This is a genomic window from Pseudomonas mediterranea CFBP 5447, from assembly GCF_000774145.1.
Lineage (GTDB): Bacteria > Pseudomonadota > Gammaproteobacteria > Pseudomonadales > Pseudomonadaceae > Aquipseudomonas > Aquipseudomonas mediterranea.
Genome location: NZ_KN322983.1, coordinates 158,774 through 182,250, shown reverse-complemented (window position 1 = coordinate 182,250; position 23,477 = coordinate 158,774). Strand labels below are relative to the sequence as shown.

The window sequence follows — 23,477 nt, the reverse complement described above, 5'->3', positions numbered from 1 at the left end:
CCCGGCAAGTCGGTCATCATGCCCGGGCTGGATTACTCCCCGATAGAATGCGTTTTTGCAGGTCATCGACTGCCGGTTTCGAGGCAATCGTGGCGTAGCCATCGAGCAGTGCTTCAAGGTGTTGTTCGAAAAGCCATCCGTGATCTTCCGGGTAGCGCTGCATGTGGCGCAGGTTGCGCTGGCGAAGTGCGAGCCTGAGGGATGACGGATAAATGTACAGGTCCGCTATATCGATCAGGCCGAATTCGCCGCTTTCCAGCACCAGCACATTGCCCAGGTGCAAGGAGCGGAAGTAAACGCCTCGCTCATGCAACTGCGCCATGAACTTGCCAAAGCCCAGTACCAGAGAGTGGCGTTGCGCATCAGTAGCCGCGTCTTGCAGCGCCTGACGCAGGGTTGTCCCTGGCAAGGGCGCATAGCGCACCGCACTGCTGCCATCCTCCAGATAGTACAGGGCGAGTATCGTCGGGCTCTGGATGCCCAGGTTCTGCAGTTGCTGGCCATTGACGGCGAAGCGTTCGGAATATGGGTTGAAGCCCCCCGAGGTGTACCAGCGCCGTGCTCGAAACAGCTTGAGGAAGTCTCCCCCGGACAAGCGCAGGACTTTTGGCCCGAGCCCGTCCGACTCGATGACCTGGGCTTGTGATGAGATGGTTTCCAAGGCTTGTGGGGACAATTTTTCTACAGGCAGGTTGAGCAGGCGCCTGGCTCGATAGTTGATGCTCAGGGCGGCGATCAGAGCCAGTGGAATCCATAGCAGGAACCAATGCTCCTTGGGTCTGGAAAGAATGCCGCCACCTTCCGTCAGGCCTGCTCCCATGCCGTATATCAGCCATGTAGAAGCCATGACCAGGAAGGGTTGGACACGATAACGCCAGCTGCTGAGCAATCCCCAGAGTTGGAAAAACAGCCACGGGATAAAGCCGATGATTCCCACGTAGTACAACACGCCGAGGGCGAAGTTATGAGGTTCCGCCAACATGAAACCTATGCCCGCATCAATACTGAGGTCGGCGCCATAGCCGTGCCCGAGCCAGGGACGTTGGGCAATCTCTTGCAGGACGATCTGCCAGATCTCGAAGCGGTATGAGTTCCCACGGGCAAGTATCATCCCGCTGAACAAGATGCCTACGGCGACTCCACCACCGATCAGCAGTCCGAACAGGACTATCGAGCGGCGGTTCCAGCACAGGATGCCAACCCAGATGGCGGCGGCGACCAAGGCCACCAAGGGGGTCCTTGAGCCGGTGGCGACGACGGCGGTGAACATGACCAGGCCGGCGGGTATCGTCAACCAGAGGATCTGGCGATTCTTCCAGAGCATGCTCAGGCTCAGCCAGTAGACACAAAAGAATCCAAACAGATGGGAGCTGAGCAATGGGTTATCGAAGGCCCCTGCGCCGATCAGGCGCATTCCCTGGTGGTATACCTGGGCAAACATGATCAAGTTATACAGCGAGGCGAGCAGGGCGACACTCGCGGCGCCGAAGAGCAATGGGTGAAGAAGGTCGCTGCGATAGCGTACCAGCAGATAGCCTCCGGCAAACAAGAGCGAGGTGTGCAGAACGATTTTGACCTGGCGCGAGAAGTTTTCGACTTCGGGCGCCCACGAGACGCTGATAAGGGCCCAGCCGGCGAACAGTGCGAAAGCAATGAAAATCGGCTCGCGGATCAGCTCCTTCAGCACGCTCGGCCTCAGGCACAGGGCGATCAAGGTGGGTATGCTGAGCAGACCATAGAACAGTTTATGGTGCTGGCTGCGCCCGGGCAGGAAGAACAAGCCACACAGCAGCAGCAAGAAGCCAAGCGGAAGAATCCACTGACAAATGAAGTCGAAAACCCTGTTGGGTGTGACGGAGGCCCTGGATAGCATGCTTGGGAATTCATTCCTGGTGTTGGTGGACCATTCCGTGGGGAATGGCTTTTCAGCTTTTTGGAGCGGCGTAACAATAACAGCCTTACAGGTTTGCCAGAACACCGAAGAAGCTGTGTTAAAGTCATCGACCTTTTTATCGATATTCGCGTGATATGGCCGACTCCAGTCTTCCAGCAAGCCCCTCGAGCTTGAAAATCTATTTCCGCCTGCTGAGCTACGTGAAGCCCTATATCGGCTTGTTCGGGTTGAGCATCGTCGGGTTCCTGATTTTCGCGTCTACCCAGCCCATGCTTGGCTATATCCTCAAGTATTTCGTCGACGGCCTGTCCAATCCGAACGCGGTGCTGTTTCCGACGGTGCCTTACCTGCGCGACCTGCAGTTATTGCAAGCCGTGCCGTTGCTGATCATTGTCATTGCCGCCTGGCAAGGATTGGGATCGTATCTGGGTAATTATTTCCTGGCCAAGGTTTCGCTGGGGCTGGTCCACGATCTGCGGGTGCAGTTGTTCAATAATCTCCTGACCCTGCCCAACCGCTATTTCGACAAACATAACTCAGGTCACCTGATTTCCCGTATCACCTTTAACGTAACCATGGTGACGGGGGCGGCGACGGATGCGATCAAGGTCGTTATTCGAGAAGGCATGACTGTGGTCTTCCTGTTTGCCTCCCTGTTGTTCATGAATTGGCGCCTGACCCTGGTGATGGTGGCAATCTTGCCACTGATCGCGCTTATGGTCCGCACGGCAAGCAAGAAATTTCGCAAGCAAAGCAAGAAAATCCAGGCTGCAATGGGGGATGTGACCCATGTCGCCTCCGAGACCATCCAGAGTTATCGCGTGGTACGCAGTTTTGGCGGCGAAGTCTATGAGCAGAAGCGCTTCCTTGACGCCAGCCTGGGAAATACCGACAAGCAGTTGCGGATGACACGTACCGGGGCCATTTACACACCGTTGTTGCAGTTGGTGATCTACACCGCGATGGCCGTGTTGATGTTCCTTGTCCTGTTCCTGCGTGGCGATGCTTCGGCGGGTGACATGGTGGCCTATATTACGTTGGCTGGCCTGTTGCCCAAGCCTATCCGCCAGTTGTCCGAAGTCAGCTCCACCATCCAGAAAGGGGTGGCCGGGGCAGAAAGCATCTTCGAGCAGTTGGATGTGAAGCCGGAAGTAGACGCGGGTACGATCGAGCGTGACGTTGTCAGCGGACGGTTGGACGTCCGTCACCTGAGTTTCACCTATCCGGATACTGAAAGGCAGGTGCTGAACGACATCAGCTTTTCGGTCGAACCTGGTCAGATGGTTGCCCTTGTCGGTCGGTCGGGTAGCGGGAAGTCCACCCTGGCAAATCTGATTCCCCGTTTTTATCATCATGATGACGGTGAGATTTTGCTCGATGGTGTCGAAATCGAGCAGTACAAGCTTTTGAACCTACGCCGTCATATCGCGCAAGTGACTCAGCACGTAACGTTGTTCAGTGACACGGTTGCCAATAACATCGCTTATGGTGATCTGGCCGGTGCGCCGAGAGCTGATGTCGAGAAGGCGGCCCAGGACGCCTATGCCATGGACTTCATCAGGCAGTTGCCCCAGGGCCTGGACACCCAGGTTGGTGAGAACGGGGTGCTGTTGTCGGGTGGCCAGCGCCAGCGCCTGGCCATTGCCAGGGCTCTGTTGAAAAACGCGCCGTTGTTGATTCTCGACGAGGCAACCTCGGCGCTGGATACCGAGTCGGAACGGCATATCCAGGCGGCGCTGGATCAGGTGATGCAAGGTCGTACGACCCTGGTTATTGCCCACCGCTTATCGACCATCGAAAAAGCCGACCTGATCCTGGTCATGGACCAGGGGTGCATCGTAGAACGCGGTACCCACAGTGAGCTTCTGGCCCAGAACGGTTATTACGCGCGCCTGAATGCCATGGGGCTGGACGCTCCGGAGCATGATATTGCCTGAGTTGCAGCAGAGCCTGTGGGGTCGGGAGCGCTCGGCCTCCACCGGTATTTGCAACGCACCACAGCTTTAAGTTCGCGCTTGTTCGCGGACCGCTGGAACACGTAAGTCGGACCTGTGCCTTCTTGCGGGACAACAGCTGGTGAGCCATTCCGCGACTCTGATGACTTTATCGCTCACTGGCGTCATCCCGAACATTGCCAGGAAAATGCTGTTCGCGGCTCAAACCGATCTCCTCATCTATTCTTGGCCACTTGGACGTGAATTTCGTCGCCTATGAGGAACCTCTGCATCTTGATGACCAGAGGGCGAAGGCCAGGGAGGGTTGCAATCTTGCTCGATGCGAATTTTGGTAACGGTATGGAAGCATGCCGATGCGGGCCCCGTCGGCGGGTGCGGTGGGTGTACCAACGTGGCTACGAGATGCTCGGTTATGAATGAAACCTCAAAAGTGTCGCAGCAACAGGCACAGATTCGACCCGGCGCGCCAGTGCTCACGCCCCAGGACCGGGCGGCTATCAAGGCCCAGCGTCCACGTTGTATCTGGCTGACCGGTTTGTCGGGGGCGGGCAAGTCGACGCTGGCCAATGCCCTGGAAGTGCAGCTCAATCAGCGGGGTCTGCACACGGCGCTACTCGATGGCGACAACCTGCGCCAAGGGTTGTGTCGAGATCTGGGTATGGACGCCGAGTCGCGCAAGGAAAATATCCGCCGCATCGGCGAGGTAGCACGGTTGATGGTCGATGCCGGTCTGATCGTCATCGTGGCGGTGATCTCCCCGTTTCGGGCTGATCGTGAGGCTGCGCGGCAATTATTTGCTCAGGGGGCTTTTCTCGAGATTTATGTAAGCACCCCTTTTGAAGTCTGCGCCCAACGCGACCCCAAAGGACTGTACCGGGAAGCGCGCGCGGGCCGGATCAGGAATTTCACTGGCCTTGACAGCCCCTACGAAGCGCCCCTTGCACCGGACTGCCAGATCAATACTTGCGAGGTCGAGCTGACTGAAGCCTGCAAGCAATTATTGGCATTGCTGGAAAGCTGATTGGGGGTACGGGCATTGCGTCGTCATGAGCATGAGAGGGAATAGGTTTGCCGTCGAATATGGTGGCAAACAGCTATGAACGAGCCTTTGCAAACCCTGTGCTAATATCGCGCCCCTGTTCATTTTGTATGTGGGATGCTCCATGAAGTTGTCCATGCCGCGATTCGATCAAGCCCCTGTACTGGTGGTCGGCGATGTCATGCTCGACCGCTATTGGCATGGCGGTACCTCGCGGATCTCTCCTGAGGCGCCGGTGCCGGTGGTCAAGGTCGAGCAAATAGAAGATCGCCCTGGCGGCGCTGCCAACGTCGCTTTGAACATTGCTGCCCTTGGCGCGCCGGCCTCCCTGGTGGGCGTGACCGGCGACGATGAGGCCGCCGACACCCTTGGCAATAGCCTCAAGGGGGCCGGGGTGCGGGCGATCTTCCAGCGCATCGCGCACCAGCCGACCATCGTCAAGCTGCGGGTCATGAGTCGTCACCAGCAACTGCTGCGCATCGACTTCGAAGAACCTTTCGCCACGGATCCCCTGGCCCTCGGTGCCGAGGTCGATCAGTTGCTTGAAGGCGTCAAGGTGCTGGTGCTGTCGGACTACGGCAAAGGCGCGTTGAAAAACAACCAGTCGCTGATCCAGGCCGCCCGTGCCCGTGGCATTCCGGTAGTGGCCGACCCCAAGGGCAAGGACTTTACCATTTATCGGGGCGCGAGCCTGATCACGCCGAACCTCAGCGAGTTCGAAACCATCGTCGGCGGCTGTGCCGACGAACATGAGCTGGTGAGCAAAGGCGCGCAGCTGATGCACGACCTGGACCTCGGTGCCTTGCTGGTGACCCGTGGCGAGCATGGCATGACGTTGCTGCGTCCTGATCACCCGGCTTTGCACTTACCGGCCCGCGCCCGTGAAGTGTTCGACGTGACGGGTGCCGGCGATACGGTGATTTCCACCCTGGCCGCGGCCATTGCCGCTGGCGAGGACCTGCCCCATGCGGTGGCCTTGGCGAATCTGGCGGCGGGCATCGTCGTCGGCAAGCTTGGTACGGCGGCGATCAGCGCGCCGGAACTGCGACGTGCCATCCAGCGCGAGGAAGGCTCCGAGCGCGGCGTACTGGGCCTGGAACAACTGTTGCTGGCCGTTGACGATGCCCGTGCCCACAACGAAAGAATCGTCTTTACCAATGGCTGTTTCGACATTCTGCACGCGGGTCATGTGACGTACCTGGAGCAGGCCCGTGCCCAAGGTGATCGCCTGATCGTCGCGGTCAATGATGATGCTTCGGTGAGCCGTCTCAAAGGCCCTGGTCGCCCGATCAACAGCGTAGATCGGCGCATGGCGGTCCTGGCCGGTCTTGGCGCGGTGGATTGGGTGATCAGCTTCAGCGAAGGCACGCCGGAGAATCTGTTGCGCCAAGTCAAACCGGATGTGCTGGTCAAGGGCGGTGATTACGGAATTGACCAGGTTGTGGGCGCCGATATCGTCGCGGCCTACGGCGGCACCGTGAAGGTGTTGGGCCTTGTGGAGAACAGTTCGACGACGGCAATTGTCGAAAAGATCCGCAATCGTTGACGGATTGACGCATGCCGAGAAGCTCCGGCAGAACGATTCTGTTTGGGATAATGGATCTTCCCATGAATTAAGGCTTTTTCGCCCTCTGGTTGATTAGTTTATGAAAGTCATGCTGCTGGTGATGGATGAACAGCGAGTGATCCTTGATCGCCTCTATGAAGTCGTGCAAGAGAACTGCGACGACTGCACCATCTATCGCCTGAATAAGCCGCAACAGATGAACCTTGGCCGATTCCTGGCCTCGGTCAATCACGAGAACTTCGACCGGGTCGTGATTTTTTTCCGGGTAAAGCGCTTGGTCCGGCAACTGAGGGTGCTGAAGTGCGTGCCCGGGCTTATCTTCCTTGAGCACGACGCTTATCAGAACTACATGAGCGAGAGTAAATACAAGGGTGTCTACTCGCGTCTGTACCGCCGCCTGCCGAGTTGCCGAGCCCTGGTGTCGGGGGCTTTGGTGGCGCGTCGGATGCAAGCCGAGGACATCGATGCCGTGTTCGTTTCCAAGGGTTATGACGAGCGGATGTTGCGTAATACCGGCAAGGAGCGTGACATCCCCGTCGGTTTCCTCGGCAGTCTCAAGAGTACCGAATACGCTCAACGCAAGGCACTGCTTGAGTCCCTGGCCCGGCGGACCGGGATGCTGGTAGCCCGTACGAAGTCAGGTAGCGAGTATCTGGAAACGCTTAATCGCATCAAGATATTTGTCAGCGCTGACCTGGGCATGGGGGAGTTCATGATCAAGAACTTCGAAGCCATGGCGTGTGGTTGCGTGTTATTGGCCTGGAGCCAAGGCGAGGAGGATGAATTACTCGGCTTCAGGGACATGGAGAATGTCGTTTTCTACCATTCCGAGGAAGAGGCGGTGCAAAAGCTGGAGCTGCTGCAGCGGGATCCGGAACTGGCGGCGCAGATTGCCCATAACGGCCAGGCCTTTGCCGAAAGCCAATATTCTTTCGCCCGCGTAGGGCAGGCCTTGGCGGCCGAGATTCAGCGCGAAATGCGGACTTGGCAACCACCTTCGGCGCTTGTCCGCTGGTGGGTCAAGTTGCGCTACGGCATGAACGTACCGGGGTAGACACCATGGATCAAACCGTTCGCCCGCGTGACGAAATGTCGCTCGACGCATTGCCGGGCGGCCATCAATCGGTTTTGGGGGCGTTGCCCCAGGCATTGAAGGATTGCCTGGCCAAGGCTTCTCGTGTGGTGCTTGTGGCAAATAATCCGGCAATCACCGAAGCCGACTTCCGGGCGCTCGATATCGGCAGCGATGATGTGGTCGTGACATTCAACACATGCATGAAGGCGGCGTTTCTCACTCCGCAGAGCGTCAATGTGTTCGTGCACGGCTTCAATGCGCCCGACGCGTATTTTTTCGGCTTGCCCTACAAACTCCAGGTGCAGCGACTGTTCGAGCTGCCCGGAGCGCGTTGCTTCACGATGCTGGTGGGGTGCACCGGAGCCATGTCTCCACTGCCAGGCGTCGCGCTTTATCAGGAGCGCATTCCGCTGCCACCTTTGTGGAACTACCCCATCGACAGGGTGGACGGTAAACGCTATGTCGGTCCGTCTACCGGTTTCAATGCGTTGGTGGTGTTCGATTGGCTTCGTGGGAATTCGGGGTATACCTACCGATTGATGACCCTGGGGTTTTCCAACGAAGCTGGAAAATTCTGGAGCGGGCATGCCTGGGAATATGAGCGGCAATGGCTCCTCGAGGCCGATGTGACCGTCGTGCCGTTGCAGCACAAGCGTTGGTGGCAAGGTTGGTTTCGTCGCCGTTGAGTGGCATCGGGTCAGGTTCAAGGCCCATTCGGGCACTAGTGGCAAGTTCTATTCTTATGACAGGGCACGACGCGTGTTGAAAGTTGCGGTGGCATTTTTTGGTATTCCAAGAAACTCGCAGATCTGTTTCCCTTCCATTCGGGGAAACGTCCTGGCGCAGATCCCGACGGGGAGCGAAGTGCAGTGTTTTTACCACCTGTACAAGCTCGAAGAAGTTCACAATCCGCGATCTGGCGAGCAAGGCGAGCTGAGCGCAGGCAACTATGCACCGTTCGACGTCATGATAGGCCGACTCGATTCCACCCAAGGCGTTCTGGAGCGTTGGGACTTCGAACGGGTCAAGGCCTTGGGCGACACCTGGGCAGACGAGTACGCTTCGCTCAGGAATCTGATTTATCAACTCAACTCCTTGTACAACGTGACGGAAATGATGGAGTCGTTCGATCCGGATTTTGTCGTGTTCGTACGTCCCGATAATTTCTATCACACCGCACTTCCAACTTACGTGTTTGGGCATGCCAACGAACGCCGATCGAATGCCTACATACCGGATTGGCAATGGTGGGGCGGGTTGAATGATCGCTTTGCGATCTGTGGACGTGGTGCCTACGTGGCCTATGGCAAGCGTATCGAGCGCATTTTTGACTTCTGCAAGGCGACAGGTAGAAAACTGCATTCCGAGCGGTTGCTCAAATACGCGTTACAGCAGGCTCGAGTCAGAATATGCACTTTGCCTACTACCGCTTCACGGGTGCGAATCAATGGCGCTTTTGCCGAGGAGTCGTTTTCATCCAAGCGCGGGATGGGGAAGCGTGAGAATCGTTTTTTTCATCTGTTCGCTCAGTGTCGCACCTACATTGATAAGCGGCGTCCGACTTGATGTCATTTTTGTAGCGTGCCGCGGACCATGCGCATCAGGCCCATGGCCTTTGTGCGGAGCTTGGTCAGGCTTGGGCGGCGAGGAGGGGGTGTTGCCAGCCCTTGGTTCGCGATCCAATCCTTCCAGCGAATGCGCTCTTCGCGAACCACCCATCCCTCCTGGATAGCAAAGCTTTCTGCCAAGTGCAGGCCGCGTGTGCCGGCCGGGATGAGCTGGTCACGTTTGAGCGTATAGAGTTCTCCGGTCGGTTGGCCGTCGTGCAACGGCATCAGGTAGAGATCGGGACGCTTGCGGTCCAGGCGCGCCACCAACTGGTCGCCCTCCAGGCGTTCATCGACGTGAAACAGGCTCAGGGACTTGGCTTCCTTGGGCACTTCCAGGCGCAGATCGTAGATCAACTGCAGCGACGCCGTCGGCAGATGCACGTAAGCCCGTGGCCGCTCGATCAACTGCAGGTTGGCGCTGCGCACCGGACGGGCTGAGCCCGACAGCGGTGTCAGGCGAAACGGCAATGCCTCGCGATAGTGCAAGGCTGTGGCATAAGGCGCTGGCAGCCAGGTGTCGTTGAAGCGTCCGCCGAGCCAGCCTTCAGGGGTTTCCAGCAGGCATTCTTCGGCAATTTCACTGATGGCGGTGAGTAACGGCAGGTTCAGTTCGTGGGCCGGGACATAACCGGAGATCAGCTTGAGCACCACGTCGCCGCGATCCTGCCGACGCTGGCGCACCAACACCCAATAGTCGCGGTTCTGCCACTGCAGGGTCAGGCGCACCGAGACCCCCAGGTTCGCCAGCTCCAGGGAAAAACGTTCGGCATCGGCCACCGTTACGGGGCGGCGGCGTTGCAAGGTCTGGGCGAAGTTCAGCGGCATCCCGACGCTCTGGTAAGTCAGGCCTTCGGGTGTCGCTTCGACGAACAGCGGCAGGGTCTTGAAGTTGCTCGGGTTCTTCCTGATGAGCGTGCGCGGCATATCGGCTCCTGCTAAAAACCGCGTGAAGCGGCGTCAGTTTTTACGTAGGACCTTGGCTACGGTCGCGACGTTATGGGCGAGGTGCAGCGGATTGATGGTGCCGACAATAGCACTGGCGATCCCTGGGTGCTCAAACAACAGTTCGAAGCTGGCCTGGACCGGATCGACCCCGGGACTCAGGCAGGCGTGTCCGCTGGCGAGGGCTTTTTTCACCAGGATGGCTTTGCCGTGCTCGGTAGCGTAGTCAATGACAGCGGTTTCGCTTCGTTCGTTCAGATTGTAGGTCACCATGGCGCAGTCGCCCTGTTCGAGGGCCTTCAGGCCACCCTCGACGGTCTTGCCGGAGAAGCCGAAGCCACCGATCTTGCCCTCGCGCTTGAGCGCCGCCAGGGTCGGGTAGACCTCGCTGTCGTTGAGAATCGCCAGGTCATTGCCGTCGGAATGCACCAGGACCAGGTCGATGTAGTCGGTCTCCAGGCGCTTGAGGCTGCGCTCCACCGAGAGGCGGGTATGGGCGGCACTGAAGTCGTGGCGCGACTGCCCGTTGCTGAATTCTTCGCCGACCTTGCTGACAATCACCCAGTCCCGGCGTTGACCGCGCAACAGCGGGCCGAGGCGTTCCTCGCTACGGCCATAGGCCGGCGCGGTGTCGATGAGGTTGATACCCAGGTCACGGGCCAGCTTGAGCAGCATGCGCGCTTCGTCGTCATCGGGAATGCGGAAACCGTTGGGGTACTTGACCCCCTGGTCGCGCCCGAGTTTGACGGTACCCAGGCCCAAGGGCGAAACCATCGGGCCGTGGCTGCCCAGGGGGCGATAGAAATCGTGCAGGGTCGGTTGGCTCATGGCAGCAGTTGCTCCCAGGCCGGTACGCCCATGGGCGGTTTCGGCAGATCCGGCAGCGGCGCCGCATGACTGGGAGTGATACCGCCCTGTTGCAGTGCGGTGATCACGCGGTCGGAAAAGTCCGGGGCCAGGGCCAGCTTGGTCGGCCAGCCCACCAGCAGCCGGTCCTGCTCGGCGAGGAAAGCGTTGTCCGGACGGGTCAGGCCCGATTGCAGGGGTTCGGCGCGATCGACCCGCAGGGTGGCCCATTGTGCGGTGGTGAGATCGACCCAAGGCAGCAACTGCCCGAGTTCCTTTTGCGCGGCAGCGATCTGCGCGGCAGGTTCGCGGGCCACGCCCTCGGCTTCGGCGATGTCGCCGCCCAGGTACCAGACCCATTGGCCATCGGCGGCCGGGTGAGTGGTGACGGTGATGCGCGGCTTCGGCCCGCCTCCGAGGCAATGGGCATACAGCGGCTTGAGGCTCGGTCCCTTGACCAGCACCATGTGCAGCGGTCGGCGCTGCATGGCCGGCTGGTCCAGGCCCAGGTTTGCGAGCAGGTCGGCGGTACCGGCCCCGGCACTGAGGACAATGCGCTGGGCGCGGATCTCGCGACCGTCAACCTTAAGCCCCACCAGTTCGCCGGCTTCGCGCAGCGGCTCGATGTGCTGGCCGGCGAGCAGGCTGTCGCCGGCCAGTTCCGCCAGGCGTGCGATCAGGCTGGGGACATCCACCACCAGTTCGGCCAGGCGATAGACCTTGCCTTTGAAACGTTTGTCCTGCAGGGCAGGTGGCAGTTGCTCGCCCTTGACCTGATCGACCCGTCCGCGCACGGCCTTGCTGGCGAAAAAACTGGTGAGATTGCCGGCCAGGGTGCCGGGAGACCACAGGTAATGGGCCTCGGACAGCAGGCGTACACCGGACAGGTCCAGCTCACCGTTGGCAGCGAGCGCTTCGCGCCAGCGGCGCGGCATGTCGGCGATGGCTTCCGAGGCGCCGGTCAGGGCGCCATGCAGCGCGTATTTGGCGCCGCCATGGATGATGCCCTGGGATTTTACGCTCTGCCCACCGCCGAGGCTGGCACTTTCCACCAGCACGGTCGAATAACCCTGGCGACGCAGGCGCGCATTCAGCCAGAGGCCGGCGACTCCGGCGCCGACAATCAGAACGTCGGTGGAAATAACGGATGGCATGCAGCGACCTCGGAGGAAATGAAGCTGCAAGTTTCAAGCTTCAAGCTTCAAGTTACAAGCGAGAGGCTGTCCCTGTCCCTGTCCCTGTCCCTGTCCCTGTCCCTGGCTTGCAGCTTGCAGCTTCAGTGCCCGGCAGTCTTGGAGAACAGCTGGATCACCACCACCCCCAGCACAATCAGCGCCATCCCCAGCATCGCCGGTATGTCCAGCTTCTGCCCGTAGATGAACAGCGCCGCGACGCTGACCATGACGATGCCCATTCCGGCCCAGACCGCGTACGCCACGCCCACCGGAACGCTGCGCACCACCAGGGTCAACATCCAGAAAGCGATGCCGTAGCCTGCGATCACCAATATCAGGGGCAGGGGTGTGCTCAGGCCTTTCACCGCTTTCATCGAAACGGTGGCGATCACTTCGGCACAGATGGCGATAGCGAGGTAGTAGTAGGCATTCATGGATGAGACCTCTTTGGCTGTTGCGTCTTTCGATGTCGCCATTCTAGTGCGCGGCTAGATGCGGTAAAGTCATTACCTATCTGTTAAAGAGATAGGTTGGGTCATGGACGTTGAGTGGAATCTTGAGCAATTGCGGCTGTTCGTGGGGGTCGCCGAAAAGCGTTCGTTTTCCGCCGTGGCCCGGGATCAGCGCAAGGCCCAATCAGCCGTCAGCAGCGCGATTGCGTTGCTGGAAGCCGACTTGGGCGTGAGCCTGTTCGAGCGCAGCAGCGGCCGCCAACCGCAGCTCACCGATGCTGGCGAGGCACTGCTGGAGGAAGCGCGGGAGGTGTTGCGCCAGTGTGAACGCCTCAATGGCCGGGCCCTGGCCTTGATGCGCGGCCAGGAAGCGTCGCTGCGCCTGGCTCAGGACGAGGCGATGCCCTATCAACCGGTCATTGACAGCCTGGTGGCGTTGGCCGAGCAGTTCCCTACCCTTGAGGTGCAACTGGCCAGTGCCGCCCAGGGCGATGTGGCGCGCAAACTGGTGGAGCGTCGCGCCGACCTGGGCTTGTTGTTCTACCACGACCAGATCCCCGAAGCGCTGGAGCGCCGAGTGTTGGGCAGCGTCGAGATGGTCACGGTGTGTAGCAAGGGGCATCCGCTGGCCAGCCACGACTACGTGTCCTGCCGGGAAATGGCCCGGCACCGGCAGTTGTTGATGGCGACCCAGTCCAGCGTCTACCCCGGCAGCGAGCAGGCCAGCCCGCAGGTCTGGCGCGCCGACAGTTTCTATGTCCTGGCCGAATGGCTGAGAAGTGGCCTGGGCTGGGCCTGGCTGCCGCGGCACGTGGTGCAGTATCCGGCGTACCTGGGCGACATGGTCGAACTCAACAGTGAATGGACCCCTCCGGCGCTGGTGGTGGAGCTGGTCTGGCGTCGCGACGAACCCCTGGGCCCGGCTGCGCGCTGGCTGGCGGAACGTTTTGCCGTGCAATTGCAGGCGATCGGCTGAAAAACCGATAAACTCCGCCGCCATGAACAGAACTCTCTATAGCGCATTGTTTTACCTGGGGCTGCCATTGGTAGCGATTCGGCTGTGGTTGCGGGCGCGCAAGGCGCCGGCGTATGCCCGGCGCATCGGCGAGCGGTTTTCCTGGGGCTTGCCGGTCATGGTCCAGGGCGGCATCTGGGTCCACGCGGTGTCGGTGGGCGAAAGCATCGCCGCCGCGCCGATGATTCGCGCCCTGTTGCAACGGTATCCACAGTTGCCGATCACGGTGACCTGCATGACGCCCACGGGTTCGGAGCGGATCCAGGCGTTATTCGCCAATGAGCCGCGCATCCAGCATTGTTACTTGCCTTACGACTTGCCCTGCGCCGCCAGGCGTTTTCTCGATCGGGTGCGACCGACCCTGGCGGTGATCATGGAAACCGAGCTGTGGCCCAACCACATCCATCAATGCGCCAGGCGCGGTATCCCCGTGGCCCTGGCGAATGCGCGTTTGTCGGAGCGTTCGGCCCGGGGCTATGCGCGTTTCCCCAAACTCACCCGGCCGATGCTGGCCGAGATGAGCCTGTTTGCCGTCCAGACCGAAGCCGAGGCCGAACGTTTCCGCCAGTTGGGCGCCCGGGCGGACACCGTCGAGGTGACCGGCTCGATCAAGTTCGACCTGACCATCGACCCACAACTGCTCGAAAGTGCCAGCGCCCTGCGCAGCCAATGGCAGGCGACGGATCGCCCGGTCTGGATTGCTGCGAGCACCCATGAAGGCGAAGATGAGGTGGTGCTGGCCGCGCACCGTCGGCTACTCGACAGTTACCCCGATGCGTTGCTGATCCTGGTGCCACGTCATCCCGAGCGTTTCGACACCGTGCACCAGCTGTGTGAAAGCGAAGGCTTTGCCACGGTCCGGCGTTCCAGTGCACAGCCAGTGACTGCACCCGCCTCGGTACTGCTGGGCGACACCATGGGCGAACTACTGTTTCTCTATGCGTTGGCCGACAGTGCGTTCGTGGGCGGCAGTCTGGTGCCCAACGGCGGCCACAATCTGCTGGAGCCGGCGGCGTTGTCGAAACCGGTGCTCAGCGGGCCACACCTGTTCAACTTCCTCGAAATCGCCGCGCAACTGCGCAGTGCCGGGGCGTTGCAGGAAGTCGAAGATGCCGAAAGCCTGGCCTGGGCGATACAGCGGCTGTTCGAACTACCCCGGGACGCACAGCGCATGGCCGAGGCGGGGTTGAAGGTGATGCGCACCAATCAGGGCGCGTTGCAGCGGTTGCTGACGGGGTTGGGGCGGTTGATCGGCTGAGCTCTACATCTGTGGCGGACGCTGTTGTGGCGAGAGAGCTTGCTCCCGCTGGAGCGCGAAGCGGTCCCCGTGTTGGTGGGCGCTTCGCACCCAAGCGGGAGCAAGCTCCCTCGCCACAACCGCTCTTTTGCCTTGAGGGCGGTGGATTACTGCGCGGGCCTTGAGCGCAACTGCTGCGACGCCGCCTGCGCCAGGTCCGGCGGCAGGAAGTCCTTGTCCGGGTTGTAATCGGGCTTGAGGTAGCGTGACAGGTCCTGCAGGTCGGCGGGGCTGAGGGTGCCGGCGGCCTGCTTGAGGCGCAGGTTGTCGAGGATGTAGTCGTAGCGGGCGTTATTGTAGTTGCGCACCGAGGTGTACAGCTGCCGTTGGGCATCCAGCACATCGACGATGTTGCGAGTCCCCACCTGATAACCGATCTCCGTGGCCTCCACCGCGCTCTGGTTGGAGATGATCGACTGGCGCCGGGCCTGGACCTGTTCCACGTCGGTGTTCACCGCGCGGTGCAGGTTGCGGGTGTTTTCCACCACCTGCCGGCGCAGGCCTTCACGTTGCTGTTCGGTCTGGGTGAGTTGCGAGTAGGACTCGCGCACCTGGGAGCTGGTCAGCCCGCCGCTGTAGATCGGGATACTCAATTGCAGGCCGATGGTGCGCTGCTCGGCGTCGCCACCGTAACGCTGGCCGGTCGGGCTCGGGTTGGTAAAGCCGAGGCCGTCGTTGTCGCCTTTCTTGTACTGGGCTATCGCGTCGAGCGTGGGCGCATGACCGGCCTTGCGTTGGCGCAGGGTGTCTTCGGCGGCGTCGACAGCGTAGTTGCTCGCCAGCAGGTTGAGGTTCTGCCTGGCTGCGGTGTCGACCCAGGCCTTGGCATCATTGGGCACCGGCGGCAGGATCGGCAGCGTGTGGACGATGCCCTGGATCGAGTTGTACTGGCGGTTGGTCAGGGTGACCAGTGCTTCAAACGCGTCCTCGACCTGGCGCTGGGCGAGGATCCGGTTGGCCCGGGCCGTGTCGTAGCTGGCCTGGGATTGCAGCACGTCGGTCTTGTCCGACAGGCCCACGTCGAAGCGTTCATTGGACTGGTCGAGCTGACGCTTGAAAGCCGCTTCCTCGGCCTTGGTCGAGGCCAGGTTGTCCTGGCTGCGCAGCACGTTGAAATAGCTCTCGGCACTTTGCAGGATCATGTTCTGCTCGGTGGCCGACAGTTGCAGTGACGCTTGTTCGTTGACCGATTTTGCCGCTTGCAACTGGAACCAGCGGTCGGCGCGGAACAGGGGCTGGGACAACGTGGCCTGGTAAACCGTAGCACTGCGGGTAGCGGTCATCGCCGGCTGGTCGAGCTCGGTACGGGTGTTGTTCAGGTCGGCACCGGCCGACAGGTTAGGCAACAACCCGGCGCGGGCCTGGGGTACCACTTCTTTCTGGGCACCGTACTGGGCGCGGGCGGCAGCCAGGTCGGCGTTGTTGTCCACCGCTTCCTGGTACACGCTCACCAGATCGGTCCGGGTGGATAAGGGCGCTTCGGCAGCCCAGGCCATTCCATTGGACGCACAAGACACGGCAAGGGCCAGTGAGAGTTTGCGCAGCATGAGGCGATCCCTATTTCACGGATGAGTAGCGCACAAGAGGCGCGGCGTAGCGAGTGTAGTTGCGCACGGGCATGGCAACAATCCTGTATATGCGCCATTCATCACGCCTTTTGCTGCGGTGATGGCGTTCTTTCGTGGTTGTGTCTAGACTGGCCGGGTTCTTGTCGGGGTGCCTTGCTATGAGGCTGAGATCGAATAATTTCGGATCCCGTTGAACCTGATCAGGTTAACGCCTGCGTAGGGAACAAGATTTCTCGTCACCCGGCGAGTCCTCTTGTGCTTCGTCCGGGATGTTGTTCGACCCTCGAACACACTCGTATATCAAGCACAGCGTCCGCACTGCCCGTGCAGGACTGCGTCCATTCGTACAGGTTCGCTCCGACAAAAATCCACTGCCTGGATGTGTGTCTGGAGAACCCGTGATGACGACAAAATCAAAAAACGCGATCAACCTCAGTGATTCGGCCCAGGTCGATCAGCAATCGGTTCAGCCTTTTACCCGCTCGCAAAAAATCTATGTCCAGGGCAGCCGCCCGGATATCCGCGTGCCGATGCGCGAAATCAGCCTCGACGTGACGCCGACCGACTTCGGCGGCGAGATCAACGCGCCGGTGACGGTGTATGACACCTCGGGCCCGTACACCGACCCGAACGTGGTCATCGACGTGCGCAAAGGCCTGGCCGACGTGCGTTCGCCGTGGATCGAGGCCCGTGGCGACACCGAGCGCCTGGCGGGCCTGAGTTCCAACTTCGGCCAGGAGCGCCTGGCCGACCCGGAGCTGACCAAGCTGCGCTTCGCCCACGTGAACAATCCACGCCGCGCCAAGCCCGGTGCCAACGTCAGCCAGATGCACTACGCGCGCAAAGGCATCATCACCGCCGAGATGGAATACGTCGCCATCCGCGAAAACATGAAGCTGGAAGTGGCCCGCGCCGCCGGCCTGCTGGACCAGCAACACGCCGGCCACAGCTTCGGCGCCAGTGTGCCGAAGATCATCACGCCGGAATTCGTCCGTGACGAGATCGCCCGTGGCCGCGCGATCATCCCGGCCAACATCAACCACACCGAACTGGAACCGATGATCATCGGCCGTAACTTCCTGGTGAAGATCAACGGCAACATCGGCAACAGTGCGCTGGGTTCGTCCATCGAAGAAGAAGTGGCAAAGCTGACCTGGGGCATTCGCTGGGGTTCGGACACGGTGATGGACCTGTCCACCGGCAAGCACATCCACGAAACCCGTGAGTGGATCATCCGCAACTCGCCGGTGCCCATCGGCACCGTGCCGATCTACCAGGCCCTGGAAAAAGTCGGCGGCGTGGCCGAAGACCTCACCTGGGAGTTGTTCCGCGATACGCTGATCGAACAGGCCGAGCAGGGTGTCGACTACTTCACCATCCACGCCGGCGTGCTGTTGCGCTATGTGCCGATGACCGCCAAGCGCGTCACCGGCATCGTCAGCCGTGGCGGTTCGATCATGGCCAAGTGGTGCCTGGCGCACCACAAGGAAAACTTCCTCTACACCCACTTCGAAGACATCTGCGAAATCATGAAGGCCTACGACGTCAGCTTCTCGCTGGGCGATGGTCTGCGTCCGGGCTCGATTGCCGATGCCAACGACGAAGCGCAGTTCGGTGAGCTGGAAACCCTTGGCGAGCTGACCAAGATCGCCTGGAAGCACGACGTGCAATGCATGATCGAAGGCCCGGGCCATGTGCCAATGCAGTTGATCAAGGAGAACATGGACAAGCAGCTGGAATGCTGCGACGAGGCGCCGTTCTACACCCTCGGCCCGCTGACCACCGACATCGCACCGGGCTACGACCACATCACCTCCGGCATCGGCGCGGCGATGATCGGCTGGTTCGGCTGCGCCATGCTCTGCTACGTGACCCCGAAAGAACACCTGGGGTTGCCGAACAAGGATGACGTGAAGACCGGGATCATCACCTACAAGATCGCCGCCCACGCGGCCGACCTTGCCAAAGGCCACCCGGGCGCGCAGATCCGCGACAACGCCCTGAGCAAGGCGCGCTTCGAGTTCCGCTGGGAAGACCAGTTCAACCTCGGCCTGGACCCGGACACCGCTCGCTCGTACCACGACGAAACCCTGCCGAAGGACTCGGCCAAGGTCGCGCATTTCTGCTCGATGTGCGGGCCGAAGTTCTGCTCGATGAAGATCACCCAGGAAGTTCGCGAGTATGCGGCCAACCAGCGCATCGAAGCGGTGGATGTGGACGTCGCCCAGGGGATGGCGGAGCAGGCTGAGCGGTTCAAGCAGGAAGGTAGTCAGCTTTACAAGAAAGTGTGATCCGAGCTGATGGTGGCGGTGTCTTCACCGCCGCCATCGCGAGCAGGCTCGCTCCCACAGTGGATCGCGGTGTGCACAAATCCTGTGTCCCCCCGCCGACCCCTTGTGGGAGCGAGCCTGCTCGCGATAGCGGTCGCTAAAACAATAGATATCCTCTGAGATAACCCCCTTGAACATCCAACCCAGCACCTACTCCCCCGACATCGCCGTCCCCACGGACAAGCGCGTCTTCGGCGCCTGCGATCTCTTCTCCCTGTGGTTCTCCCTCGGTATCGGCCTGATGGTCTTGCAGGTCGGTGCCTTGCTGGCGCCGGGCCTTGGCCTGAGCGGTTCGTTGCTGGCTATTTTTCTCGGCACGCTGGTGGGCGTCCTGCTGCTGGCGGCCGTCGGCGTGATCGGCAGTGACACCGGCCTGTCGGCCATGGCTGCCCTCAAGCTCAGCCTGGGCAGCAAAGGCGCGAGCGTGCCGGCGGTATTGAACCTGCTGCAGCTGATCGGCTGGGGCTCGTTCGAAATCATCGTCATGCGCGACGCCGCCAGCCTGCTGGGCGCCCGGGCCTTCAGCGAAGGCAGCCTCGGGGCGAGCCCGCTGCTGTGGACCTTGTTCTTCGGTGCCCTGGCCACCTTGCTCGCGGTGAGCGGGCCGTTGACCTTCGTGCGCAAAGTGCTGCGCAAGTGGGGCATCTGGTTGCTGCTGGCGGCGTGCACCTGGCTGACCTGGAACCTGTTCGCCAAGGCCGACCTGGCGGCGCTGTGGGCCCTGGCCGGCGACGGCTCGATGCCCTTGGCCGTGGGCTTCGATATTGCGATTGCCATGCCGTTGTCCTGGCTGCCGCTGATCGCCGATTACTCGCGCTTCGGCAAACGCGCCGCGAATGTCTTCGGCGGCACGGCGCTGGGTTTCTTCATCGGTAACTTCTGGCTGATGAGCCTGGGCGTGGCCTACACCCTGGCGTTCGCGCCGAGTGGTGAAGTCAACGCGCTGTTGCTGGCCCTGGCGGGTGCGGGACTGGGCATTCCATTGCTGCTGATTCTGTTGGACGAGTCGGAAAACGCGTTTGCCGATATCCATTCGGCGGCGGTGTCCAGCGGCATGTTGTCGGGGTTTAAGGTTGAGCACCTGGCGTTGGCGATTGGCGTCATCTGCACCCTGATCGCCTGCTTCGCGCCGTTGGCGCAGTACCAGAACTTCCTGTTGCTGATCGGCTCGGTGTTCGCGCCGCTGTTCGGCGTGGTGCTGGTGGACCACTTCATCCTGCGCAAACGCAGCAGCCAGGTGGTGTCAGCCGCGTTGCGCTGGCCGGCGCTGTTGGCCTGGCTGGGTGGGGTGAGCACTTATCACGTGCTGGCCAATTTCTACCCGGATGTTGGCGCAACCCTGCCGTCGCTGGTCCTGGCAGGGCTGCTGCAACTGTTGCTGGGCCGGGCTTTCAGCTACGGCCGGGAAACAGCTCGGGTTTGAGAATACCGTTGAGGCGCGGGTAAGCGATCTTCAGTTCGATGTGGCCCAGGGCGTAAGGCGCAATGGTGCTGGTTTCGTACTTGAGGATCACCCCGCCGTAGGTCAGCGCCACGTTCTGGGTTTTCTGGAAGTGCCATTGTTTCAGGAACTCCGGCTCCTGATCCAGCTTGGTGCTGATCAGCCAGCTGTTATGCGCCACCTGGGCCGCTTTCCAGAAGGCTTCTTCCTGGCCCGGCAACAGCATGTCCGACAGTGTCAGCACCTTGTGCTGCTGGCGCGAATAGTTGATGAACCCGCGCCCCGGCGTGCCATGGGCGCCGCCGGTGTCCAGGTAGCTGGACAACTCGATGATCACCAGGCCGTCATGTTGCTCACGTACCTTGGCCTGCAAATAGCTGCTGGTGCGCGACGGGGCACTGCGCAAAAACTGCTCGCGATAGGCTGCCAGCGTGGGCGCCACAGGGGCGTCGGGGGTGGTGCGGGTCATTTGCAGCAGGCGTTTTTCGACGATGCCGTCCAGGGCCGGTTCGGCAGGAAAGTGCACGGTGTCGATGTTCACCAGCGGGCAGTCGGCGCTGGCGCAGCCCGGTTGCAGTTGCTCCGAGGCATCGCGGGTGGTTTCCAGTGGCGTGCGGTAGTTGGGTTGGAACAGGCTTTGGCAAGCACCCAGTGTCAGGGCAATGGCGGCCAGCGAAGCAATTCTGAAAAGCGACATGGGCGTCCTTCATGAAACAGGGAAAGGCAAAAAGTTACCCGCTTCGACTGTCAGCAGGGCAATCAGTTCGCCACTAAGCTCATTAGAATTCTTTCACCTTCAGCCGTCCATCCCGATGAGAGGAAAGGGGCTGCATCAAAGGGTACCGGCGCGTTAGGATGGCGCGAAGCCGAGGTAGGAACCTCGCATCGATTGCTCCAGATGAGGACTGCCATGACTGATTTCGCCAACGCCACACCGACCACCGTGGACATCGTCAAACGCGACAGCTGCTACCAGGGTTTCTACAAACTCGATCGCGTCCAACTGCGCCATGAGTTGTTCGCCGGCGGTATGAGCCGTGTCATCAGTCGTGAATTGTTCGTGCGCCATGATGCAGTGTGCGTGTTGCCCTACGACCCGCAGCGCGATGAGGTGGTGCTGATCGAACAGTTTCGGGTCGGCGCCATGGGCAAGAGCCCCAATCCTTGGCTGGTGGAGCTGGTGGCGGGCCTGATCGACAAGGACGAACAACCGGAAGAAGTTGCTCATCGTGAAGCGCAGGAGGAAGCTGGGCTGGACTTCGCTGCGCTTTGGCCGATGACCAAGTATTTTCCATCGCCGGGCGGCAGCGACGAGTTTGTCCATCTTTACCTGGGGCGTTGCGACAGCGCGGGGGCCGGCGGCCTGCACGGGCTTGTAGAGGAAGCCGAAGACATTCGCGTGAAGGCCTGGGCTTTCGAGGATGCCTTGCAGGCGGTGCGCGACGGGCGTATCTGCAACGCGGCCAGCATCATTGCCTTGCAATGGCTGGCCTTGAATCGCGATGAAGTGAGGGGGCTATGGTCTTAAGCAAGCTGCGCGATCGCTATCGCGTCGATCTGGTCGGGCTGCAAGCCGCCTGCGAGGCCAACTACGCCCGCCTGATGCGCTTGTTGCCGGACATGCGCAACGACCCGGCGCCGCGCCGCATCGCCGTGACCCACGGCGACCAGATGCTCGGGGTGTTGGCGCTCGAAGTGCTGCAGACCTGTCCGTACACCACCACCTTGCAAGTGCGTCAGGAACACAGCCTGCCCTGGCTGCCGGTGCCGCAACTGGAAGTTCAGGTCTATCACGATGCGCGCATGGCCGAAGTGGTGAGCGCCGAGCATGCAAGACGCTTTCGTGGCATCTATCCTTACCCCAATGCCTCGATGCACCAGCCGGACGAAAAGGCCCAGTTGAATCTGTTCCTGGGTGAATGGCTGAGTCATTGCCTGGCGCTGGGTCACGAGTTCGAAGTGGTTCGCTAGTACGGTGCGCTGTCTGTGAACCGGTTCCGGTTCGCGGGTTTCCCCTTTCGATCATCCCCCAGCATAATTGCGACTTCATCCAATGGCGTGATCGCGCCTGGGAGCGAGCGATTTGCCGAGCGTATCCACCCTGACCACCGCCGACCCGGTGTTGCTGGTCCAACTGTCCGACAGCCACCTGTTCGCCGAGGCCGACGCCTCGTTGCTGGGCATGAACACCCGCGACAGCCTGCGGGCGGTCATTGACCTGGTCCTGAAGCAGCAGCCGAACATCGACCTGATGCTTGCCACCGGGGATCTGTCCCAGGACGGGACGTTGCAATCCTATGAAGCGTTCCGGCAGATGAGTGCGCGGATCGACGCGCCGGCGCGTTGGATTCCGGGTAACCATGATGAGCCCCAGGTGATGCTCCAGGCAGCGGTCCAGAGCACGTTGCTCGATCCGGTGGTGGATATCGGTAATTGGCGCATCACGCTGCTGGATTCTGCGGTGCCGGGTTCGGTGCCGGGGTTCCTGGCGGAGGAGCAGTTGATCCTGTTGGCCAATGCCTTGAGCGAGGCGCCGGAGCGGCATCATCTGGTGTGTCTGCATCATCATCCGGTGTCGATCGGGTGTGAGTGGATGGCGCCCATCGGGTTGCGTAATCCGGATGCTTTGTTTGCGGTGCTGGATCGGTTTCCGCAGGTGCGTGCGGTGCTTTGGGGGCATGTGCATCAGGAGGTCGATCAGGTGCGTGAGGGGGTGCGTTTGTTGGCTTCGCCTTCGACTTGTATTCAGTTTGAGCCTGGGGCTGTGGATTTTGCGGTGGGGGAGCAGATGCCGGGGTATCGGTGGTTGCGGCTTCTGCCGGATGGGCGGGTGGAGACGGGGGTTGAGCGGGTGGTTGGGTTTGAGTTTGTGGTTGATTATGGGGCTGAGGGGTATTGAGCTGTTGACTGGGTACATATCCATTGTTGCGGTAACGGCCACTTACGGTTCCGCCCTTACGGCGGGTTACTTTTGGCAAACGCCCCAAAAGTAACCAAAAAGGCTTGGCCCCACCACTCGGCACCTCGCCTAGGCGAGGTGTGCCCTCACTCCGGCATTGCTCCGTGGGCCCGCCGCGAAGGGCCATCCATGGCCCAGCGCGGCTAACCCGGCATCCATGCCGGGTTGCCCACTACGCAATACCTGCGTTCGGCCGTCGTGGTTAACGGGGCCCAAAGATCAAAAGCAAAAGCAAAAGCAACGGCGAGGCGAGGCGGCCTTGTGGCCGGCCTGTTCTTGCGGCTGACCTTGGTCCCCTGTGGGAGCGGGCTT

The 23,477-nt window shown here is 60.9% G+C and carries 20 protein-coding genes and 1 riboswitch; of the genes, 13 read left to right on the top strand and 7 right to left on the bottom strand.

The annotated features are described in order from the left end of the window. Nucleotides 1-16: 16 nt before the first annotated feature. Nucleotides 17-1,873, bottom strand: coding sequence for an O-antigen ligase family protein (locus tag N005_RS06335; RefSeq protein WP_047700417.1), 1,857 nt, complete (start codon nucleotides 1,871-1,873; stop codon nucleotides 17-19). Nucleotides 1,874-2,028: 155 nt separating this feature from the next. Here N005_RS06335 and msbA point away from each other — a divergent pair, with 155 nt between their 5' ends. The 6 genes from msbA to N005_RS06305 all read left to right on the top strand — a co-directional run bounded on the left by msbA (nucleotide 2,029) and on the right by N005_RS06305 (nucleotide 9,096). Next, nucleotides 2,029-3,831, top strand: a complete 1,803-nt coding sequence (gene msbA / locus N005_RS06330; protein ID WP_047700416.1) for a lipid A export permease/ATP-binding protein MsbA — start codon at nucleotides 2,029-2,031, stop codon at nucleotides 3,829-3,831. A gap of 430 nt (nucleotides 3,832-4,261) precedes the next feature. Then, nucleotides 4,262-4,870 carry an adenylyl-sulfate kinase gene (gene cysC / locus N005_RS06325; RefSeq protein ID WP_047700415.1) on the top strand — a complete coding sequence of 203 codons (609 nt, stop codon included), beginning with the start codon at nucleotides 4,262-4,264 and terminating at the stop codon, nucleotides 4,868-4,870. Between the two features lie 142 nt (nucleotides 4,871-5,012). Continuing rightward, the gene (gene hldE / locus N005_RS06320; protein WP_047700414.1) at nucleotides 5,013-6,434 is read left to right on the top strand and encodes a bifunctional D-glycero-beta-D-manno-heptose-7-phosphate kinase/D-glycero-beta-D-manno-heptose 1-phosphate adenylyltransferase HldE; all 1,422 of its coding nucleotides are present in this window, start codon (nucleotides 5,013-5,015) and stop codon (nucleotides 6,432-6,434) included. Nucleotides 6,435-6,534: 100 nt separating this feature from the next. After that, complete coding sequence (locus N005_RS06315; protein ID WP_047700413.1) at nucleotides 6,535-7,509, top strand: glycosyltransferase family protein; 975 nt, start codon at nucleotides 6,535-6,537, stop codon at nucleotides 7,507-7,509. Between the two features lie 5 nt (nucleotides 7,510-7,514). Further along, entirely contained in the window at nucleotides 7,515-8,216 is a 702-nt protein-coding gene (locus tag N005_RS06310) for a hypothetical protein (protein ID WP_047700412.1), read from the top strand. Nucleotides 8,217-8,289: 73 nt separating this feature from the next. Continuing rightward, a complete protein-coding gene (locus tag N005_RS06305) occupies nucleotides 8,290-9,096 on the top strand; it encodes a hypothetical protein (protein ID WP_047700411.1) in 807 nt (268 codons plus the stop codon). Nucleotides 9,097-9,098: 2 nt separating this feature from the next. On the opposite strand, the gene N005_RS06300 is transcribed toward N005_RS06305, so the two are convergent. From N005_RS06300 to N005_RS06285, 4 genes are all read right to left on the bottom strand, one after another. Next, the gene (locus tag N005_RS06300; RefSeq protein WP_047700410.1) at nucleotides 9,099-10,064 is read right to left on the bottom strand and encodes a hypothetical protein; all 966 of its coding nucleotides are present in this window, start codon (nucleotides 10,062-10,064) and stop codon (nucleotides 9,099-9,101) included. Nucleotides 10,065-10,097: 33 nt separating this feature from the next. Next, nucleotides 10,098-10,910 (bottom strand): aldo/keto reductase, encoded by an 813-nt coding sequence (locus tag N005_RS06295; protein ID WP_047700409.1) that lies wholly within the window; start codon nucleotides 10,908-10,910, stop codon nucleotides 10,098-10,100. Then, nucleotides 10,907-12,082: an NAD(P)/FAD-dependent oxidoreductase gene (locus tag N005_RS06290; protein WP_047700408.1), complete on the bottom strand. Its 1,176-nt coding sequence runs from the start codon at nucleotides 12,080-12,082 to the stop codon at nucleotides 10,907-10,909. Before N005_RS06290 ends, N005_RS06295 begins: the two co-directional genes overlap by 4 nt. A gap of 122 nt (nucleotides 12,083-12,204) precedes the next feature. Then, the gene (locus N005_RS06285; protein WP_047700407.1) at nucleotides 12,205-12,537 is read right to left on the bottom strand and encodes a DMT family transporter; all 333 of its coding nucleotides are present in this window, start codon (nucleotides 12,535-12,537) and stop codon (nucleotides 12,205-12,207) included. Between the two features lie 103 nt (nucleotides 12,538-12,640). Here N005_RS06285 and N005_RS06280 point away from each other — a divergent pair, with 103 nt between their 5' ends. Both N005_RS06280 and waaA read left to right on the top strand, forming a co-directional pair. After that, on the top strand, nucleotides 12,641-13,531 hold the full coding sequence (locus N005_RS06280; RefSeq protein WP_047700405.1) for a LysR family transcriptional regulator: 891 nt from the start codon (nucleotides 12,641-12,643) through the stop codon (nucleotides 13,529-13,531). Between the two features lie 22 nt (nucleotides 13,532-13,553). Beyond that, on the top strand, nucleotides 13,554-14,828 hold the full coding sequence (waaA, locus tag N005_RS06275; protein WP_047700403.1) for a lipid IV(A) 3-deoxy-D-manno-octulosonic acid transferase: 1,275 nt from the start codon (nucleotides 13,554-13,556) through the stop codon (nucleotides 14,826-14,828). Nucleotides 14,829-14,974: 146 nt separating this feature from the next. On the opposite strand, the gene N005_RS06270 is transcribed toward waaA, so the two are convergent. Next, a complete protein-coding gene (locus N005_RS06270) occupies nucleotides 14,975-16,414 on the bottom strand; it encodes a TolC family outer membrane protein (protein WP_047700402.1) in 1,440 nt (479 codons plus the stop codon). A 155-nt stretch (nucleotides 16,415-16,569) separates the two neighbouring features. After that, nucleotides 16,570-16,675: riboswitch (TPP riboswitch) on the top strand. A 161-nt stretch (nucleotides 16,676-16,836) separates the two neighbouring features. On the opposite strand from N005_RS06270, the gene thiC reads away from it, so the two are divergent. Both thiC and cytX read left to right on the top strand, forming a co-directional pair. Further along, nucleotides 16,837-18,726 carry a phosphomethylpyrimidine synthase ThiC gene (gene thiC, locus N005_RS06265; protein WP_047700401.1) on the top strand — a complete coding sequence of 630 codons (1,890 nt, stop codon included), beginning with the start codon at nucleotides 16,837-16,839 and terminating at the stop codon, nucleotides 18,724-18,726. Between the two features lie 169 nt (nucleotides 18,727-18,895). After that, nucleotides 18,896-20,188, top strand: a complete 1,293-nt coding sequence (gene cytX, locus N005_RS06260; RefSeq protein WP_047700399.1) for a putative hydroxymethylpyrimidine transporter CytX — start codon at nucleotides 18,896-18,898, stop codon at nucleotides 20,186-20,188. Here cytX and N005_RS06255 read toward each other — a convergent pair. Continuing rightward, nucleotides 20,157-20,903: a DUF3298 domain-containing protein gene (locus N005_RS06255; protein WP_047700397.1), complete on the bottom strand. Its 747-nt coding sequence runs from the start codon at nucleotides 20,901-20,903 to the stop codon at nucleotides 20,157-20,159. The genes cytX and N005_RS06255 overlap by 32 nt on opposite strands. A 213-nt stretch (nucleotides 20,904-21,116) precedes the next feature. Here N005_RS06255 and N005_RS06250 point away from each other — a divergent pair, with 213 nt between their 5' ends. From N005_RS06250 to cpdA, 3 genes are all read left to right on the top strand, one after another. Then, nucleotides 21,117-21,734, top strand: coding sequence for an NUDIX domain-containing protein (locus tag N005_RS06250; protein WP_047700395.1), 618 nt, complete (start codon nucleotides 21,117-21,119; stop codon nucleotides 21,732-21,734). Beyond that, on the top strand, nucleotides 21,725-22,177 hold the full coding sequence (locus tag N005_RS06245; RefSeq protein WP_024781420.1) for a DUF1249 domain-containing protein: 453 nt from the start codon (nucleotides 21,725-21,727) through the stop codon (nucleotides 22,175-22,177). Before N005_RS06250 ends, N005_RS06245 begins: the two co-directional genes overlap by 10 nt. A gap of 112 nt (nucleotides 22,178-22,289) precedes the next feature. Then, nucleotides 22,290-23,105 carry a 3',5'-cyclic-AMP phosphodiesterase gene (cpdA, locus tag N005_RS06240; protein WP_047700392.1) on the top strand — a complete coding sequence of 272 codons (816 nt, stop codon included), beginning with the start codon at nucleotides 22,290-22,292 and terminating at the stop codon, nucleotides 23,103-23,105. Nucleotides 23,106-23,477: the final 372 nt, after the last annotated feature.